The organism is Pseudonocardia zijingensis (assembly GCF_042657305.1).
GTDB classification, from domain to species: Bacteria; Actinomycetota; Actinomycetes; order Mycobacteriales; family Pseudonocardiaceae; genus Pseudonocardia; species Pseudonocardia zijingensis.
Genome location: NZ_JBHSKO010000001.1, coordinates 557812 through 572998, shown reverse-complemented (window position 1 = coordinate 572998; position 15187 = coordinate 557812). Strand labels below are relative to the sequence as shown.

The 15187-nt window shown below is 73.5% G+C and carries 16 protein-coding genes; 6 read left to right on the top strand and 10 right to left on the bottom strand.

The features are described 5' to 3' along the window. The first annotated feature begins 29 nt into the window (after positions 1-29). From ACFPL3_RS03040 to ACFPL3_RS03030, 3 genes are read left to right on the top strand one after another with little or no spacing between them, the layout of a single operon-like run. Positions 30-1691 carry a long-chain fatty acid--CoA ligase gene (locus ACFPL3_RS03040; protein WP_343937805.1) on the top strand — a complete coding sequence of 554 codons (1662 nt, stop codon included), beginning with the start codon at positions 30-32 and terminating at the stop codon, positions 1689-1691. Further along, a complete protein-coding gene (locus ACFPL3_RS03035; RefSeq protein ID WP_379588361.1) occupies positions 1688-2461 on the top strand; it encodes a maleylpyruvate isomerase N-terminal domain-containing protein in 774 nt (257 codons plus the stop codon). The genes ACFPL3_RS03040 and ACFPL3_RS03035 overlap by 4 nt, the downstream gene beginning before the upstream one ends. A gap of 24 nt (positions 2462-2485) precedes the next feature. Then, complete coding sequence (locus ACFPL3_RS03030) at positions 2486-3073, top strand: nucleoside/nucleotide kinase family protein (RefSeq protein WP_343937808.1); 588 nt, start codon at positions 2486-2488, stop codon at positions 3071-3073. A gap of 1 nt (position 3074) precedes the next feature. Here the strand turns inward: ACFPL3_RS03030 and ACFPL3_RS03025 are convergent, their stop codons facing one another. From ACFPL3_RS03025 to ACFPL3_RS03005, 5 genes are read right to left on the bottom strand one after another with little or no spacing between them, the layout of a single operon-like run. Further along, on the bottom strand, positions 3075-3854 hold the full coding sequence (locus ACFPL3_RS03025) for an SRPBCC family protein (RefSeq protein WP_343937810.1): 780 nt from the start codon (positions 3852-3854) through the stop codon (positions 3075-3077). Continuing rightward, positions 3851-4162 carry an ArsR/SmtB family transcription factor gene (locus tag ACFPL3_RS03020; RefSeq protein ID WP_343937812.1) on the bottom strand — a complete coding sequence of 104 codons (312 nt, stop codon included), beginning with the start codon at positions 4160-4162 and terminating at the stop codon, positions 3851-3853. The genes ACFPL3_RS03025 and ACFPL3_RS03020 overlap by 4 nt, the downstream gene beginning before the upstream one ends. 43 nt (positions 4163-4205) lie before the next feature. Further along, entirely contained in the window at positions 4206-5702 is a 1497-nt protein-coding gene (locus tag ACFPL3_RS03015; protein WP_343937814.1) for an amino acid permease, read from the bottom strand. A gap of 49 nt (positions 5703-5751) precedes the next feature. Next, positions 5752-6672, bottom strand: a complete 921-nt coding sequence (locus ACFPL3_RS03010) for a cation diffusion facilitator family transporter (protein ID WP_343937816.1) — start codon at positions 6670-6672, stop codon at positions 5752-5754. 9 nt (positions 6673-6681) lie between these two features. Next, positions 6682-7266, bottom strand: coding sequence for a TetR/AcrR family transcriptional regulator (locus ACFPL3_RS03005; protein WP_343937818.1), 585 nt, complete (start codon positions 7264-7266; stop codon positions 6682-6684). A gap of 75 nt (positions 7267-7341) precedes the next feature. On the opposite strand from ACFPL3_RS03005, the gene ACFPL3_RS03000 reads away from it, so the two are divergent. Both ACFPL3_RS03000 and ACFPL3_RS02995 read left to right on the top strand, forming a co-directional pair. Then, positions 7342-8508 (top strand): DUF418 domain-containing protein, encoded by a 1167-nt coding sequence (locus ACFPL3_RS03000; protein ID WP_343937820.1) that lies wholly within the window; start codon positions 7342-7344, stop codon positions 8506-8508. Positions 8509-8583: 75 nt separating this feature from the next. Then, complete coding sequence (locus ACFPL3_RS02995) at positions 8584-9987, top strand: outer membrane protein assembly factor BamB family protein (RefSeq protein WP_343937822.1); 1404 nt, start codon at positions 8584-8586, stop codon at positions 9985-9987. A gap of 30 nt (positions 9988-10017) precedes the next feature. Here the strand turns inward: ACFPL3_RS02995 and manA are convergent, their stop codons facing one another. From manA to ACFPL3_RS02970, 5 genes are all read right to left on the bottom strand, one after another. After that, positions 10018-11232, bottom strand: a complete 1215-nt coding sequence (manA, locus tag ACFPL3_RS02990; protein ID WP_343937824.1) for a mannose-6-phosphate isomerase, class I — start codon at positions 11230-11232, stop codon at positions 10018-10020. A 16-nt stretch (positions 11233-11248) separates the two neighbouring features. Further along, on the bottom strand, positions 11249-12343 hold the full coding sequence (locus ACFPL3_RS02985; protein WP_343937826.1) for an SIS domain-containing protein: 1095 nt from the start codon (positions 12341-12343) through the stop codon (positions 11249-11251). A gap of 1 nt (position 12344) precedes the next feature. Further along, a complete protein-coding gene (locus tag ACFPL3_RS02980) occupies positions 12345-12554 on the bottom strand; it encodes a Trm112 family protein (protein WP_343937828.1) in 210 nt (69 codons plus the stop codon). A 117-nt stretch (positions 12555-12671) separates the two neighbouring features. Beyond that, positions 12672-14027: a phosphomannomutase/phosphoglucomutase gene (locus tag ACFPL3_RS02975; RefSeq protein WP_343937830.1), complete on the bottom strand. Its 1356-nt coding sequence runs from the start codon at positions 14025-14027 to the stop codon at positions 12672-12674. 48 nt (positions 14028-14075) lie between these two features. Beyond that, positions 14076-14432, bottom strand: coding sequence for a DUF3499 domain-containing protein (locus tag ACFPL3_RS02970; protein ID WP_343937832.1), 357 nt, complete (start codon positions 14430-14432; stop codon positions 14076-14078). Between the two features lie 263 nt (positions 14433-14695). Between ACFPL3_RS02970 and ACFPL3_RS02965 the strand changes: the two genes are divergently transcribed. After that, positions 14696-15175: a metallopeptidase family protein gene (locus ACFPL3_RS02965; RefSeq protein WP_343937834.1), complete on the top strand. Its 480-nt coding sequence runs from the start codon at positions 14696-14698 to the stop codon at positions 15173-15175. The last annotated feature ends 12 nt before the right edge of the window (positions 15176-15187 follow it).

Here is a 15187-nt window from a genome sequence, read left to right as displayed (position 1 = left end):
CGTGCCACACCCGCTTCAGGAGGCCATCGATGCTCGGTCTGATGCAGGATCGACCGCTCGCCCTGCCGCACGTCTTCCACCGGGCCGAGGAGTACTTCGGGCACAAGACGATCGTCACGGCAGGCGCTGCGGACGAGACCAGCATGACCGTGTCCGAGTGGGCGCAGCGGGTGCGACGGCTGGCCACGGTGTTCGACACGCTCGACATCAGCGCCGACGGCAGGGTCGGCACGTTCGCCTGGAACACCGGCCGCCACCTGGAGCTCTACCTCGCGGCCCCGTGCACGGGGCGGGTGCTGCACACCCTGAACATCCGGCTGTTCCCCGAGCAGCTGGTCTACGTGGCCAACCACGCCGAGGACGAGGTGGTGTTCGTCGACCGCTCGCTGCTGCCGCTGTTCTGGCCGCTGGTCGACAAGCTGGAGACCGTGCGGCACGTCGTCGTGCTCGACGACGGCGCCGACGTCGAGATCCCCTCCGACCCGCGCGTGCACGACTACGAGGAACTGCTCGCCGCGGCGACGCCGTTCGAGGGGCGGTTCGAGATCGCGGACGAGAACACCGCCGCCGCGATGTGCTACACGTCCGGCACCACCGGCAACCCGAAGGGCGTTGTCTACAGCCACCGCTCCACGCTGCTGCACTCCCTGATCACCCTGACCGCCGACGGTGCCGCGCTCTCCGAGCGCGACGTGCTGCTCCCGGTGGTGCCGATGTTCCACGCCAACGCCTGGGGCCTGCCCTACGGCGCGCTCCTGGCCGGTTCGAGCCTCGTGTTCCCCGGCCCCAACATGACCCCGCAGGCCATCGCCGGGCTGCTGGAGCGCCACCGCGTCACCGTCACCGGTGGCGTGCCCACGATCTGGATGGGGATGCAGCCGCTGCTGGCTCAGCACGACCTGAGCGCGCTGCGCATGATCCTGTGCGGCGGGTCGGCCGTGCCGAAGGCGCTCTCCGAGGCGTACCGGGAGGCCATCGGTGTGCCGATGCTGCACGCGTGGGGCATGACCGAGACCAGCCCCATCGCCACGATGTCCACCGCGCGGTCCCGGCACGCCACGCTGTCGGAGGACGAGCGCGCCGACATCCGCGCGCGGCAGGGCCAGGCCGTGCCGCTGGTGGAGGTTCGGCTGGCCGACCCGGCCACCGGCGAGATCCAGCCGTGGGACGACGTCTCCACCGGTGAGATCCAGGCCGCCGGGCCGTGGATCGCGGCCGACTACTACCGCGGCGAGGGTGGCGGGGCCCAGTTCACCGAGGACGGCTGGCTGCGCACGGGTGACGTCGCCACCGCCGACCGCTACGGTTTCCTGCGGCTCGTCGACCGCACCAAGGACCTCATCAAGTCCGGGGGCGAGTGGATCGGTTCGGTCGAGCTGGAGAACGAGATCATGGCCCACCCCAAGGTCGCCGAGGCCGCCGTGATCGCGGTCCCGCACCCGAAATGGGTGGAACGTCCGCTCGCCTGCGTCGTCGTCAAGCCCGGCGAGACGCTCACCGCCGAGGAGGTCATCGCGCACCTCGAACCCCGTGTGGCGAAGTGGTGGCTCCCCGATGCGGTGGAGTTCATCGACGAGGTGCCCAAGACCAGCGTGGGGAAGTTCTCCAAGAAGACGCTTCGTGAGAAGTTCGGTGGCTACCAGGTAGCCACGCCCACAGCGGCAAGCACGACCGATGACGGCAGGACATGACCACGGCACGACTCGTCTCCACCCGCACCACCACCAACCCCCCGAACGGGAGCCTGCCGCACACGATGAGCGGTGCGTCGCGGACCGATCCGCCGCGTACGGCACCGCAGAAGAGCCCGGAGCTCACCGCACTGCGGATCGCGTACTCGGACATCTCGACGATCGCCGCCTCCCTGGAGGAGGAGGATTCGTGGCTGCCCACCCGCTGCCTGGGGTGGACGGTGCGCGACCTGCTCGTGCACCTGCTCGGGGACGTCCAGCGGGCGCTCGTGGCGCTGGCCACCCCGGCGGCCGGGCCGGCCGACCGGGACGCCGTGACGTGGTGGACGGCCGTCGAGCCCACGGACGACCCGGCCTTCCGCGAGCTGCGCAACCTGCGCACGATCGCCGGCGCCTGGGAGCTCGAGGACCTGGTGCGCACGTTCATGGAGACCACCCGCGCCGTGGTCGCGCTCGCCGGGCGCACCCCGCCGGAGGCGCTGGTGGCCACCCGCGGACACGTCCTCCAGGCGGTGGACCTCGTCACCACGCTCGCGGTGAAGGCGGCCGTGCACCACCTCGACCTCGTGCTGGAGCTGCGCCGTCCCGGGCCGCGTCCCGAGCCGCTCGCGCTGGTGCGCTGCACGCTCGACGCGCTGCTGGGCCAGCCGGCACCCGCCGACTGGCCGGACGAGCGCTGGGCGCTGCTCGGCGCGGGCCGGGTGCCGCCGGGTGGCGGGGAGCGGCGGGCGTTGGGTGCGGCGGCGGCGCGGCTGCCGCTGCTCTGCTGAGGCCTCCCCGCGTAACCTGCCCCCGTGGAGATCGCCGCGCTCGCCCGGCAGGTGCGCGCGGCGCCGCCGCGGTGCGGGCCGACCCGCCTGGTCTGCATCGACGGCCCGTCGGGGTCGGGCAAGACCACGCTCGCCGCCCGGCTCGCCGCGGCCCTCGGCCACCCGCCGGTGCTGCACATGGACGACCTCTACCCCGGGTGGGACGGGCTGGCGGCCTCCATCCCCCTGCTGTACGAGCAGGTCGTGGCACCCCTGGCCGCCGGCCGGGCGGCGGCCTACCGCCGCTTCGACTGGCACCGCGGCGAGTTCGCCGAGCGGCACCACCTCGGCACGCCCGAGCTGCTCGTCGTGGAGGGCGCGGGCTGCGGGGCGCGGGTGGTGGCCGAGCGGGCCGTGCTGCTGGTGTGGATCGAGGCCCCGCGCGCGGAGCGGTTCCGCCGCGGGATCGCCCGCGACGGCGAGACCTACCGCCCGCACTGGGAACGCTGGGCCCGGCAGGAGGCGGCCCTGTTCGCGGCCGAGGGCACGGCCGGGCGGGCGGACGTCCGGGTGGACGGCGCGCCGGCCGCGGCCCACGACCCGGACCGCGAGCTGGTGCTCCTGCCCGGGTAGCTCAGCGGCCGGTGGGGCCCGCTTCGAGGCGATCCAGCAGCTGCGCGATCCGCGACCGGTCGGCCGCGAGCGCGGGGGTGTGGTCGCCCGTGCCGGTGTGGAGGAGCACGAGCCGGGCGCCGTGACCGGTGCCCTGCACGAGCTCCCACCGCACGTATCCGCCCTCCTCGGCGGCGTGCTCGAGGACGTGGTCGTGCGCGGTGGCGTCCGGCGGGGCGAGCTCGGTGAGCGCCGCCCACACGCCGTCGGTGGGGCGGGTGAGCTGGCGTTCGTGGCGCACGCGCCAGCCGTCGGCCCCGTCCTCGACGGTGCCCGCGTCCAGCCCGAACTGCGTGACGAACCGCTCGTGCAGCGCGATGTCGTCCACTCCGGGGTCGGCGCCCGCGCGCCCGTCGAGCGCGAGGTCGAGGGCGACGATGCAGGTGTGCCAGCCGGCGCCGAAGCTCGCCGCGCCGGCGCGGTCGTCGAACGTGTGCTCCAGCACCAGCCGGGTGCCCTCGCCGTCGGGGTGCAGCTCCCAGCGCAGGTGGTCGGTGCCCCAGGTGTAGGCGATCAGATGCGGCGGTTCGAGGTCGGTGATGGTTCCCGTGGAACCGTCGCCGCCCTGGTCGAACGTGACCGCACCGCCCGTCCGCAGGTCGAGCGCCACGGTCCCGGGGAACCACTCCGCGAGCCGTTCCGGCTCGACCATCGCCCGCCAGACCTTCTCCCGCGGGTGCTTCAGCACCCGCTCCATCCGCAGCACGGAACGGCCGTCCCGCTCGTGCAGGTTCTCGGTCACGGCTCCTCCTCAGCGTCGTCGTCGAGGTGCCGTTCGAGGGCGTCGAGACGGGAGTTCCACATCCAGCGATAAGGCGCGAGCCACTCGTCGATCTCGGCCAGCGGCGCCGGGTCGAGCTCGTACCACCGCCGTTGCGCCTCGGCCCGCACTTTCACCAGGCCCGCCTCGCGCAGCACCCGCAGGTGCTTGGACGTGCCGGGCTGGCTCAGCCCGAGCTCGGCGGTGAGCTCCCCGACCAGGCGGGGTCGCTCCCGCAGCAGGTCGAGGATCCGGCGGCGGACCGGCTCCGCGAGCACCTCGAACGTCACGACCTGAACATACCGCTAGAGGTATATAACCGCAAGGGAATGTTCAGTCACTCCGGCCGAGGCGGGCGTGCGAGCGCCCGTAGGCGAAGTAGACGGCGATGCCGATCGCCATCCAGATGACGAACCGCAGCCAGGTCTCCACCGACAGGTTCACCATCAGCCAGAGGCATGCCAGCACCGCGAGGATCGGCACGAGCGGCATCAGCGGCACGCGGAAGGACCGCGGCAGGTCGGGCCGGGTGCGGCGCAGGACGACGACGCCGATCGACACCAGCACGAACGCGAACAGCGTGCCGATGTTGACCATCTCCTCCAGCGCCCCGATCGGGAAGAGGGTGGCCACCACCGCCACGATCGCCCCGACGATCACGGTGATGCGGTAGGGGGTGCCGTGCGTGCCGGTGCGGCTGAGACCGTGGGGCAGCAACCCGTCGCGCGACATCGCGAATGCCACCCGGACCTGCCCGAGCAGCAGCACCATGACCACGGTGGTCAGACCCGCGAGTGCGCCGACCGCGATGATGGTGGCGGCCCAGTCGACGCCGTTGAGGGCGAACGCGGTGGCGAGGGTGGCCCGGTCGCCGTCGGGCGAGGTCTGCAGATCGGTGTAGGGCACCATCCCCGTGAGCACGAGGGTGACGGCCACGTAGAGCACCGTGACGATGGCGAGCGACCCCAGGATGCCGCGCGGAAGCGACCGCTGCGGGTCCTTGGTCTCCTCCGCGGTGGTGGCGACGATGTCGAACCCGATGAACGCGAAGAACACCAGGGACGCCGCGGCGAGCAGGCCGTACACGCCGTAGGTGCTGTTGGCCCCGCCGCCGAGCACCGACAGCAGCGACTGCTGCAGGCCCGTGTCCGCCTCGTCGCCGCCGGACGCGGCAGGCGGGATGAACGGCGAGTAGTTCGCGACGTCGATGTAGAACGCCCCGAGGAGCACCACGAAGACGACGATCCCGACCTTGATCGAGGTGATCACCAGGCTGACGCGGCTGGACAGCTTGGTGCCCAGCACGAGCAAGGTGGTGAGCACGGCGATGAGCAGCAGCACACCCCAGTCGACGTCGATCCCCCCGATGGGGACCGTGGTGGGGACGTCCGCGCCGAACTGAGTGAAGACCGTCTGCAGGTACTCCGACCACCCCTTGCCCACCACGGCGGCCGCCACGGCGAACTCCAGCACGAGGTCCCAGCCGATGATCCACGCGATGAACTCGCCGAACACGGCGTAGGAGTACGTGTACGCGCTGCCGGCCACCGGCACGGTGGAGGCGAACTCCGCGTAGCAGAGCGCGGCGAGGGCGCACGCGATCGCGGCGAGGACGAACGCCAGCGAGACCGACGGCCCCGCCACGTCGCCCGCGGTGCTCGCGGTGAGCGTGAAGATGCCCGCCCCGACGACGACCGCGACCCCGAAGACGATCAGGTCCCAGGTGGTGAGGTCCTTGCGGAGCCGACTATCCGGCTCGTCGGTGTCGGCGATCGACCGTTCGACCGACTTCGTGCGCATGATCCCGTTGCGGGTTCCGCCGAGGGCCATGCGCGCAACCTAACGTCCACGTATGACGGCGGCCACTCCGGCGGACGGGTCACCCGGCGACGGGCGTGCGGTCCAGGTCGGGCTCCAGGTAGATCGCCCTCGCCACCGGCACGCGCTCCCGGATCCGCGCCTCGGCCGCGTCGATGGCGGCGGCGACGGTGGCCAGCGGCAGGCCCGGTTCGAGGGCGATCTTCGCGGCCACGAGCAGCTCGTCGGGGCCGAGGTACTGCGTCTTGATGTGGATGACCCGCTGCACCTCGCCGGCCTCGATCGCCTGCACGATGTCGCTGAGCACCGGCGGGGCGGCGCCCTCGCCGATCAGCAGGCTCTTCATCTCGATGATCAGGATGATCGCGATGACGCCGAGCAGCAGCCCGATGCAGATCGTGCCGATGGCGTCCCAGACCGGGTCGCCGGTGAGCACGCTGAGCCCCACGCCGAAGAGGGCGAGGACCAGGCCGGTGAGCGCACCGAGGTCCTCCAGCAGCACCACTGGCAGCTCGGGCACCTTGGACTGCCGGATGAACTGCCACCAGGTGCTGTCGCCCTTGAGCGGGCGGGACTCGTGGACGGCCGTGCGGAACGAGTAGCCCTCGAGCGCGATCGCCACCACCAGGATCCCCACGGCGACGATCGGCGAGGTGAGCGGCTCGTGGGACTCCAGCTTGTGGATGCCCTCGTAGAGCGCGAACACGGAGCCGAGCGTGAACAGCAGTAGCGCCACGACGAACGAGTAGAAGTACCGGTCGCGGCCGTAACCGAACGGGTGCTCGGGGGTGGCGGCCCGGCGCGCCGTGCGGCCACCCAGCAGCAGCAGGCCCTGGTTGGACGTGTCGGCCACCGAGTGCACGGCCTCGGCGAGCATCGACGACGACCCCGTGATCAGGTACCCGATGAACTTCGCCAGTGCGATCCCGGCGTTGGCGATCAACGCCGCCACGATCGCCCGCGTACCCCCACTCGCAGCCATGCGCGGAGCCTAGCGGGGCCGAATTCCGACTGCGGGCAGGATGGCCTGGTCCACGATCTCCCCGAGGCGCCGCGGCGTGGGCTCCTCCCCCGTGTCGATGGCGTGCTTGAGCACCAGCGCCTCGCCGATGTCCTCGACCACCGGCGTGACCAGGGCAGGATCGATCCGGCCGAGCCGCGCGTAGTGGTGCAGCACCGTGGCTGTGAACCGCCGCCCCGACCGGTCGAAGACGTCCTGGAGCGTCGCCGCCAGCTCGGGGTGGCGCCGCCGCTCAACCATGATCGCCTGCACGGCGCGGGCCGTCGGGTGCCGCGACCACTCGATCAGCAGCTCGAGGGCCGCGATCAGGTCGCTGCGCAGGTCGTCGGCGGCGGGCGAGGGCACCTCCACCGGGTAGGCCGCCGCGACGGCGTCCACCAGCACCTCGCCCGGCGTGGACCAGCGCCGGTAGAGCGTGGTCTTCGGGGTGCCTGCGCGGCGCGCGATGCCCTCCATCGTCAGCCGCCCGATGCCCACCTCCTCGAACTCGGCGAGCGCCGCATCGTGCAGAGCCGCGAGCAGCTCGCCGCCCCGTCGCCGCGATCGACCGGCCATGACCCTCCTTGCAGAGATACGCGAACGTATCTTACGGTGATGAGAAACGTTCCCGTATCTTACGAGAGGTCCCGCGTGCCCACGATCCGCCACGAACCACCCGTCGCCCCGCGGGTCCGCGCCCTCGCACCCGACCTGGCCCGGGGCGCGATGCTCGCCGTCATCGCACTGGCCCACTCCCAGGTCCTCGCCCGGCCGTTCCTCGGCCCGACGCCCGGCCCCGGCTCCGGCTCCGGCTCCGGCTCCGGCTCCGCGATCGACACCGTGGCGCAGACCCTGTTGACCCTGTTCGTCGACAGCCGCGGCTACCCGATGTTCGCCGCGCTCTTCGGCTACGGGATGGTGCAGATCCTGCGGAGCAGGGAGCCACGCCTCGGCCGCGACGGCACGCGCCGGGTGCTGCGGCGGCGCGGCTGGTGGCTCGTGGTGTTCGGCGTCGCCCACGTGGCGCTGCTCTTCCCCGGCGACATCCTCACCTCGTACGGCCTGCTGGCACTGCTGTTCGCCGGTGCGCTGCACCGGCCGGACCGGCGCCTGCTCGGGGGCGCGGCGGCGCTCGCCGCGTTCGGATCGCTCGCGTACGGCTCCGTGCTCGCCCTGCCCGCTCCCGGCGACGCCGGCCCGGCCGCCGATCCACTGACGTCGCTGGCCTTCCGGCTGATGTCGCTCCCGCTGACGACGCCGCTGAACGCCGTGATGGCCGCGGCACCCGTCCTCGTCGGGATCTGGGCCGGGCGCCGCGGACTCCTCGACGAGCCGGAGCGGCACCGCGCGCTCCTGAAGCGGGTGGCCGCGACCGGCATCGCAGGCGCCGCGCTGGGCGCGATCCCTCACGCCCTCGTCACCACAGGGGCCTGGCACCCGGACCCGGGCGTGCTGGTCGCCGCGGGCACGCTGCACACCGCGGCGGGCTACGCGGGCGGGCTCGGCTACGCGGCGCTGATCGGCCTCGTGGCGGCGCGCCTCGCCCGCCGGGACGCGCAGGGCCCCGTGACGCGCGCGCTCGCGGCGTGCGGCCGGCGCTCCATGACGTGCTACCTGGCCCAGTCGGTGGCCTGGTTCGTCCTGTTCGAGCCCTACCTCGCCGGGCTCGCCGGCGCGATGGGCGTGGCCGCGGCGGCCGTCGTCGGGCTCGGGGTCTGGCTGCTCACCGTGGTGGCCGCCGGACTCATGGGCCACGCCGGCCTGCCCGGTCCGGCCGAGGCGCTCCTGCGCCGGCTGGTCAACGGCGCACGACCGTGAACGGTCTGGACCATTTCCACTACCCTCCGGTCCCCGACCGTGATCGACAGCAGGACCGGCGCACCGGAGGGACCGATGACGTTTCCGCACCAGCCGCACCACCCGCCGCCGCCTGGCCGGCGCCGCCGACCGCTGCTCATCGGGGTCGTCGCCGCAGCCGTGGTGGCGGTGCTCGTCGCGGCCGTGCTGGTGCTCGTGCCGTCGAGTGACGCGGGCGGGCCCGGTGTTCCGGTCGCCGCACCGGACCCGCAGGCGGCGCCGCTGGAGCAGGTCGGCCGAGTGACGAAACCCCGGCCGCCCAAGGACGAGGGCCCGCCCACCGGTCCGGAGCCGGAGCTCACGAGGATCCGCGACGGCGTCGTCTACACGGCGTTCCACACCAGGAAGTCGATCTCCTTCACCGCGTTCGACGTGGAGCGGCGCTCCGTGGTGTGGGAGCGGACGCTGCGGCTGCCCGAGGGCGCCATCTCCTCCGTCGCGTTCGAGATCGTGGACGGCGGGCTCATCCTGGAGGGCAGGAACGCCGACGGCTACGAGTACACGCTGGTGCTGAACCCGGGCACCGGCGAAACGGTGTGGGACCTCTCGCTGCCGGTCGGGTGCGACCGCGGCTGCCACCACGGTGGCCGCCTGATCGCCTACGACACGGCCGCGAACCAGCAGAACGCGTTCGACGTGCGCACCGGGGAGCAGGTCTGGTCGGTCCCGGAACGCACCGACGAGCCGTCGTTCACCTGGATCCCCCAGCAGACCGCCGAGTCGCTCGCCGCACCCGGCGACCCGCAGGACCACGAGCAGCGCTACGTCGGGCACGGTCAGAAGGCCACCGGCGCCACGAAGATCATCGAAACCACGTCCGGCCGGATCGTGGCGGAGGGAGCGCTCGGCGAGAAGGTCACCGACTACGTGCTCGTCGGCGACGTCCTCTACGTCTACCGGAAGACCCCTCGAGAGCTCGCGGCCTACCGCGCCGACGACCTGGGAGCGCCGCTGTGGACGCAGCCGGTGCCTGCGGCCGACGACGGCAGCGCCCTGGTGGCCTGCGACGAGACGACGCTGTGCCTCACGCTCCTCCAGGGCGACCGGCGCACGCTGCACGCGATCGACACCGCCGCCGGCGCCACCCGCTGGGAGCTCGGCGACCGGCTGCTGACCGGCCAGTACGAGACCCGTTCGGTCGGCGGCCCGATCGCCGTCACGACGAAGGACTCCACCATGCTGCTCGACCCGGCGTCGGGCGAGGTGCTCGAGACCTTCGCCGCCACCGGCTACACCTACGCCGGTGCCGGGCTGATCCTGCTCGCCGGCCCCGACGGGCACCTCGCCTACGACGCGGCCCGCCGGGCGCCCGTCGACCTCGGCCCGGAGTTCGGCGCCGGGCTCGACCCGGCCACCTGCGTCTGGGCCGAGGGCAGCGCCGCGTGCGCCGACCCCGAGGCGAGCGACCCGGAGATCACGTTCTGGCGCTACCGCGCCTGACCGAGTGCCTGACCGAGGGCCCGAGCGCGCTCAGACGACGAGCGAGTCGCTCGCCAGGAACAGCTGAGTGCCCTCGGCCAGCGGCTCGGCCGTGGCGTCGGTGTCGGCCGCGCTGAGCCAGAGCGACGCCCCGCGGCCGACCTCCAGCTCGGCGCCTGCCGTGCGCACGCGTGCCCCGCCCACCGTGCAGAGCAGGATGCGCGGGCCGCCGCCGGGCACCGGCACCGTGGTGCCCGAGGTGCCGTCGAGGCGCCGGAGCAGGAACTCCTCGGCGGGCGTGTCGTAACGCACCCAGTCGCCGTCGGGCTTGCCCTCCACGATCGGCGGGGGCGTGGAGCGGAAGTCGAGCACGCGCAGGAGCTCGGGGACGTCCACGTGCTTGGGGGTGAGCCCGCCGCGCAGGACGTTGTCCGAGTTGGCCATGATCTCGATGCCCGCACCGGACAGGTAGGCGTGCAGGTTGCCCGCAGGCAGGTAGAGGGCGTCGCCCGGGTCGATGCTGACCCGGTTGAGCAGAAGCGCGGCCAGCACACCCGCGTCGCCCGGGTAGCGCTCGGACAGCTCGAGCACCGTGCGCGCCTCGGTGGAGAACTCCCCGTCGTCGCCGGCCAGCTTCACGCAGCCGTCCTGCAGCGCGGGCACGAGCGTGTCGAGCACCGCTTGGGGCAGCGTGATCCACGTGGTGAACAGCGCCCGCAGGCCGTCGGCGTCGGGCTGGGCCGCCAGGAGCTCGGCGTGCCCGTTGAGCTCAGGCACCCCGATGGCCCGCAGCAGCCGCACCGTGGCGGTGGGGTCGCGGAACCCGACGAGCGCGTCGAGCTCGGTGATCGCGCAGATCAGCTCCGGCTTGTGGTTGGCGTCCTTGTAGTTGCGGTTGGCGGCATCACGGGCGATCCCCGCGGCCTCCTCGCGGGCGAACCCCTCCCGCGCCTGCTCGAGGCTCGGGTGCGCCTGCAACGACAGCGGCTCGTCGGCGGCCAGCACCTTGAGCAGGAACGGCAGGGTGGAGTCCCAGCGCTCGCTGCGCTCCGGTCCGAGCAGGAGCTTCGGGTCGGCACCCAAGGCGTCGAGCAGCGAGGTGCGGCCACCGTCGGGGTGAACCAGCTGCGACGAGTCGGCCGGATGGGCTCCGAGCCACATCTCGGCCTGCGGGTGCGGCGAGGGCACCTCCTGCCCCAGCATCTCGGGAATCACCGTGCGCGAGCCCCACGCGTACGCGCGCACGGGGTTGTCCAGCAGCTCCACGTCCGGTCAGCTCTCCTCAGGCAGGCTCGATCGTGCGGGTGGCCAGTCCCAGGTACACCGCGGCCACGTCCAGCCGGGACGCGAGCAGCACGGCCCGGAGCAGGGCGGCGTGGCGGGTGCCGCGCGCCACCTCGTCCACCGGGTGCTGCACGTCGGCCGACGGCCACCCCCGCCCGGCGCGCCGCAGCGTCACCTGACCGGGATCATCCTCTCCGGTGGCCAGGAGCACGAGACGCACGGGGGGTGCCTCGGTTGCCCCATCCGGGTCGGCGAACGGGTCGCGGAAGATGTCGGCGCCGGTGGCCCCGCGGTCCAACGCCCGCACCAGCGCGGTGGCCGTGGCCTCCTCGGTGACCTCCCCGGCGCGGGCGACCACGCCCGCGTGCGTGGCGAGGGCGCTCGCGCCGTGGTGGGCGACCGCGGCCGCGAGCCGGTCGGTGCCCCACAGCAGCGGGGTGTGGTCGGCCAGGCGCAACGCGAGGGACTTGGCCGGGTTCATGAACGGCTCGTGACCGGGCTGGTTGCGCTCCGCCTCCGCGTCGAGGGCGTCGGCGATCGCGTCCATCCCGGGGTCGAGCGGCGCGTCGAGCAGGCCGAGCGCGCGGAAGGTGGCGAGCCCCACCGCCAGCGCGCGGGGCAGGTCCAGGCCGGGCGGCACGGGGATGCGCGGCTCCACGAGCCGGGCCCGGCCCGCGCCCGCCGATGCCACCGGCCCCTCCGCGGGTGCCGACAGCACGACCTCCGCACCGCGGCGCACCGCCAGCACCACGCTGTCGGCGAGCTCGGCGTCGGTGGGCTCTGCGGTGTGGGCGACCACGACGTCGAGCGGCCCGATCCACGACGGGGTGGCGTCGGCAACCACGATGGGCACCGGCGCCGCCGGGCCGAGCAGCGCGGCCAGCACGCCCGTCGCGGTGGCCGAGGCGCCCGGACGGTGCAGCAGCACGACCGCGCGCGGCCGGTGGCCCGTGAGGTCGCCGATGCCGGCCTCGTCGGCGCCCTGCGCCGCCGAGCGCACCTGCGCACCCGCGGTGGCCGCCGAGCGGAGGATGCCGGCGGTGTCGAGCGCTGCCAACGCCCTCGGGTCGGCGAGCAGGGTGTCGTCGAGCACCTCAGCCGCCGGACCGCGCCGGGTCGGGTGGGATCGCCTCGTCCAGGAGCAGCACCGGGATCCCGTCGACGACGGGGAACCCACGGCCGCACTCGGTGCAGGTGAGCACGTCGGCCTCGGGATCGGTGGGGGTGCCCGCCCGCAGCGGGGCGTGGTCCTCGGACGGGCAGGCCAGGATCTCCATCAATTGGGGATCGAGCTGTACGGCCACGGGCCTCCTCCTTCGCAAGGGCACACGCAACTGCCCGCGATGCTGCCAGTGCGCGGGACGGTCCGCCCGGTTTTCGGCCGGGTTTCCGGGCAGCGGCGCACCGCCCGGCGCTGCAGGCTACGCCCGCACGACTCCGAGCACCTCGTCGCGCAGCGCGGCCATCGCGGCAGCGTCTGCCGCCTCGACGTTCAACCGCAGCAGCGGCTCGGTGTTGGACGGGCGCAGGTTGAACCAGGAACCGTCCGGCAGGTTCACGGTGAGCCCGTCGAGCTCGTCGAACTCGACGCCCTCGCGCGTGCCGTAGACCTCCTTGACCGCGGCGATCCGCTCGGCCTGGTCGGTGACCGTCGAGTTGATCTCACCGGACGCGGAGTAGCGCTCGTAGACGGCCATGAGCTGCGACAACGGCGCGCTCTGCTCGGCGAGCGCCGCGAGCACGTGCAGCGCGGCCAGCATGCCGGAGTCGGCCTTCCAGAAGTCGCGGAAGTAGTAGTGCGCCGAGTGCTCACCGCCGAACACGGCGCCGGTCTCGGCCATCGTCTGCTTGATGAACGAGTGGCCCACACGGGTGCGCACCGGCGTGCCGCCGTGCTCGGCGACGATCTCCGGCACGGCCTTCGACGTGATCAGGTTGTGGATCACGGAGGCGCCGGGGTCCTTGGCCAGCTCGCGGACGGCGACGAGCCCCGTGATCGCGCTCGGGCTCACCGGCTCGCCCCGCTCGTCCACCACGAAGCAGCGGTCGGCGTCGCCGTCGAACGCGAGGCCGAGGTCGGCACCCTCGGCGACGACGCGCTTCTGCAGGTCGACGAGGTTGGCCGGGTCGAGCGGGTTGGCCTCGTGGTTGGGGAACGACCCGTCGAGCTCGAAGTACATCGGCACGACGTCGAACGGCAGCGGCTCGAACACCGCGGGAACCGTGTGGCCGCCCATGCCGTTGCCCGCGTCCACCACGACGCGCAGCCGCCGCGACCCGCTGAGGTCGACGAGCTTGCGCAGGTAGGCCGCGTACTCGGAGAGCAGCTCGCGGTTGGTGACGGTGCCGCCGCCCGGGCCCGCGGGCACGCCCGCCTCGACGGCGGCGCGGATGGCCGCGAGGCCGGTGTCCTGACCGATCGGCGTGGCGCCCGCGCGGCACAGCTTGATGCCGTTGTACCTGGCCGGGTTGTGGCTCGCGGTGAACATCGCGCCGGGCATGTCGAGCGTGCCCGCGGCGAAGTAGAGCATGTCGGTGCTCGCCAGCCCGATCGAGACGACGTCGAGGCCCTGCCCGGTGACGCCCTCGGCGAACGCCGCGGCGAGTTCCGGGGAGCTGTCGCGCATGTCGTGCCCGATCACGACGCCCCGCGCACCCTCGCCCCGCACGAGCGCAGCCATGGCCGCGCCGATGTCGCGGACGGTGGCGGCGTCGAGCTGCTCGCCGACCACACCGCGGATGTCATAGGCCTTCACGATCGCGCCGAGATCTGCCACGGGGCAGACCCTAGCGACCCCGGTCGGGGTGGTGGCCGAGGGCCCGATTCAGTCCTCGGTGGGGCCCGGCAGGACGCGCAGGTGACCCCGCCGCCCCGTGCCCGTGGCGGGCACCGGTTCGACGGGCCGGTCGGCGCGCCCGGCCTCGCGCACCGCCTCGGCGAGGGCGGTGAGGTCGTCGCTGCTGTGCTGGGGCGGGGCGAACTCGCCCTCGAACCGCACGACCTCCCACCCGCGCGGGGCGGTGAGGCGGTGGGCGTGCTCGGTGCACAGGTCGTAGGAATGGGGCTCGGCCTGGGTGGCCAGCGGGCCGACGACCGCCGTGGAATCGGCGTAGACGTAGGTGAGCGTGGCCACCGCGGGCTCGGTGCACCCGGTCCGTGAACACCGCCGCACACTCAGCACGTCGGGGACGATACCTCGTCCGGCCGCCACTACCCCGTCGCGACGCGCGGCCGTCCGCGAAGAGCTCCCCCGACCCGGCGAGCGGTTGCGCCATCCGGCGCGCCCGGACTCCGTTCGGGTGAGTGCCGAGGGTGTCCGGCGCGCCCGGCGCGCCCGCCGGTGCGCGGGCACAGCCCACCGGTCGTCGCCGGGGAGGGTGGCTTCGGTGGCGCCGCGGTGTCGTGGAGTGGGGCGCGCGGTCCGGGGGTCGTAGGATTTGCGGGGTGACGACCGCGCGCCGCACGCTGCGCCGCTCGCCCCGGAGGCGGGACCGCCGGGGCCGCGGCCTGCGGGGGCTGATGTACCCACCCACCATCCCTGCCTCGCGCACCCGTGCCGAGAAGTTCGACGCGATGGTCCTGGAGGCGCTCGAGCCGATCGAGCAGCGCTGGGGCTCCGAGCTGGCCGACCTCGACCTCGCGGTCGACGAGGTGCCCGAGGTCGGGGAGACCTCGCCGGAGGACGTCGTGTGGGGGCAGGGCGTGCTCGCCGACGTCGGGGTGCCGCTCGCGCAGCTCGTGCCGGCGGGCGTCGACCCGGAGGGCCTGCCGTCGCGGGCCCGGATCGTGATCTACCGCCGGCCGCTGGAGGCGCGGGCGCGCGATGGCGCCGACCTCGCCGACCTGCTGCACGAGGTGCTCGTGGAGCAGGTGGCGGAGTACCTCAACATCGAGCCCGACGCGGTCGACGGCGGCGAGGGCTAGCAGCTAGCCCCG

Coding starts and splice junctions, on each gene's coding strand:
- ACFPL3_RS03040 (WP_343937805.1), top strand. CDS start 30: ATGCTCGGTCTGATGCAGGATCGACCGCTCGCCCTGCCGCACGTCTTC.
- ACFPL3_RS03035 (WP_379588361.1), top strand. CDS start 1,688: ATGACCACGGCACGACTCGTCTCCACCCGCACCACCACCAACCCCCCG.
- ACFPL3_RS03015 (WP_343937814.1), bottom strand. CDS start 5,702: ATGGCCCTCGGCGGAACCCGCAACGGGATCATGCGCACGAAGTCGGTC.
- ACFPL3_RS03010 (WP_343937816.1), bottom strand. CDS start 6,672: ATGGCTGCGAGTGGGGGTACGCGGGCGATCGTGGCGGCGTTGATCGCC.
- ACFPL3_RS03005 (WP_343937818.1), bottom strand. CDS start 7,266: ATGGCCGGTCGATCGCGGCGACGGGGCGGCGAGCTGCTCGCGGCTCTG.
- ACFPL3_RS02995 (WP_343937822.1), top strand. CDS start 8,584: ATGACGTTTCCGCACCAGCCGCACCACCCGCCGCCGCCTGGCCGGCGC.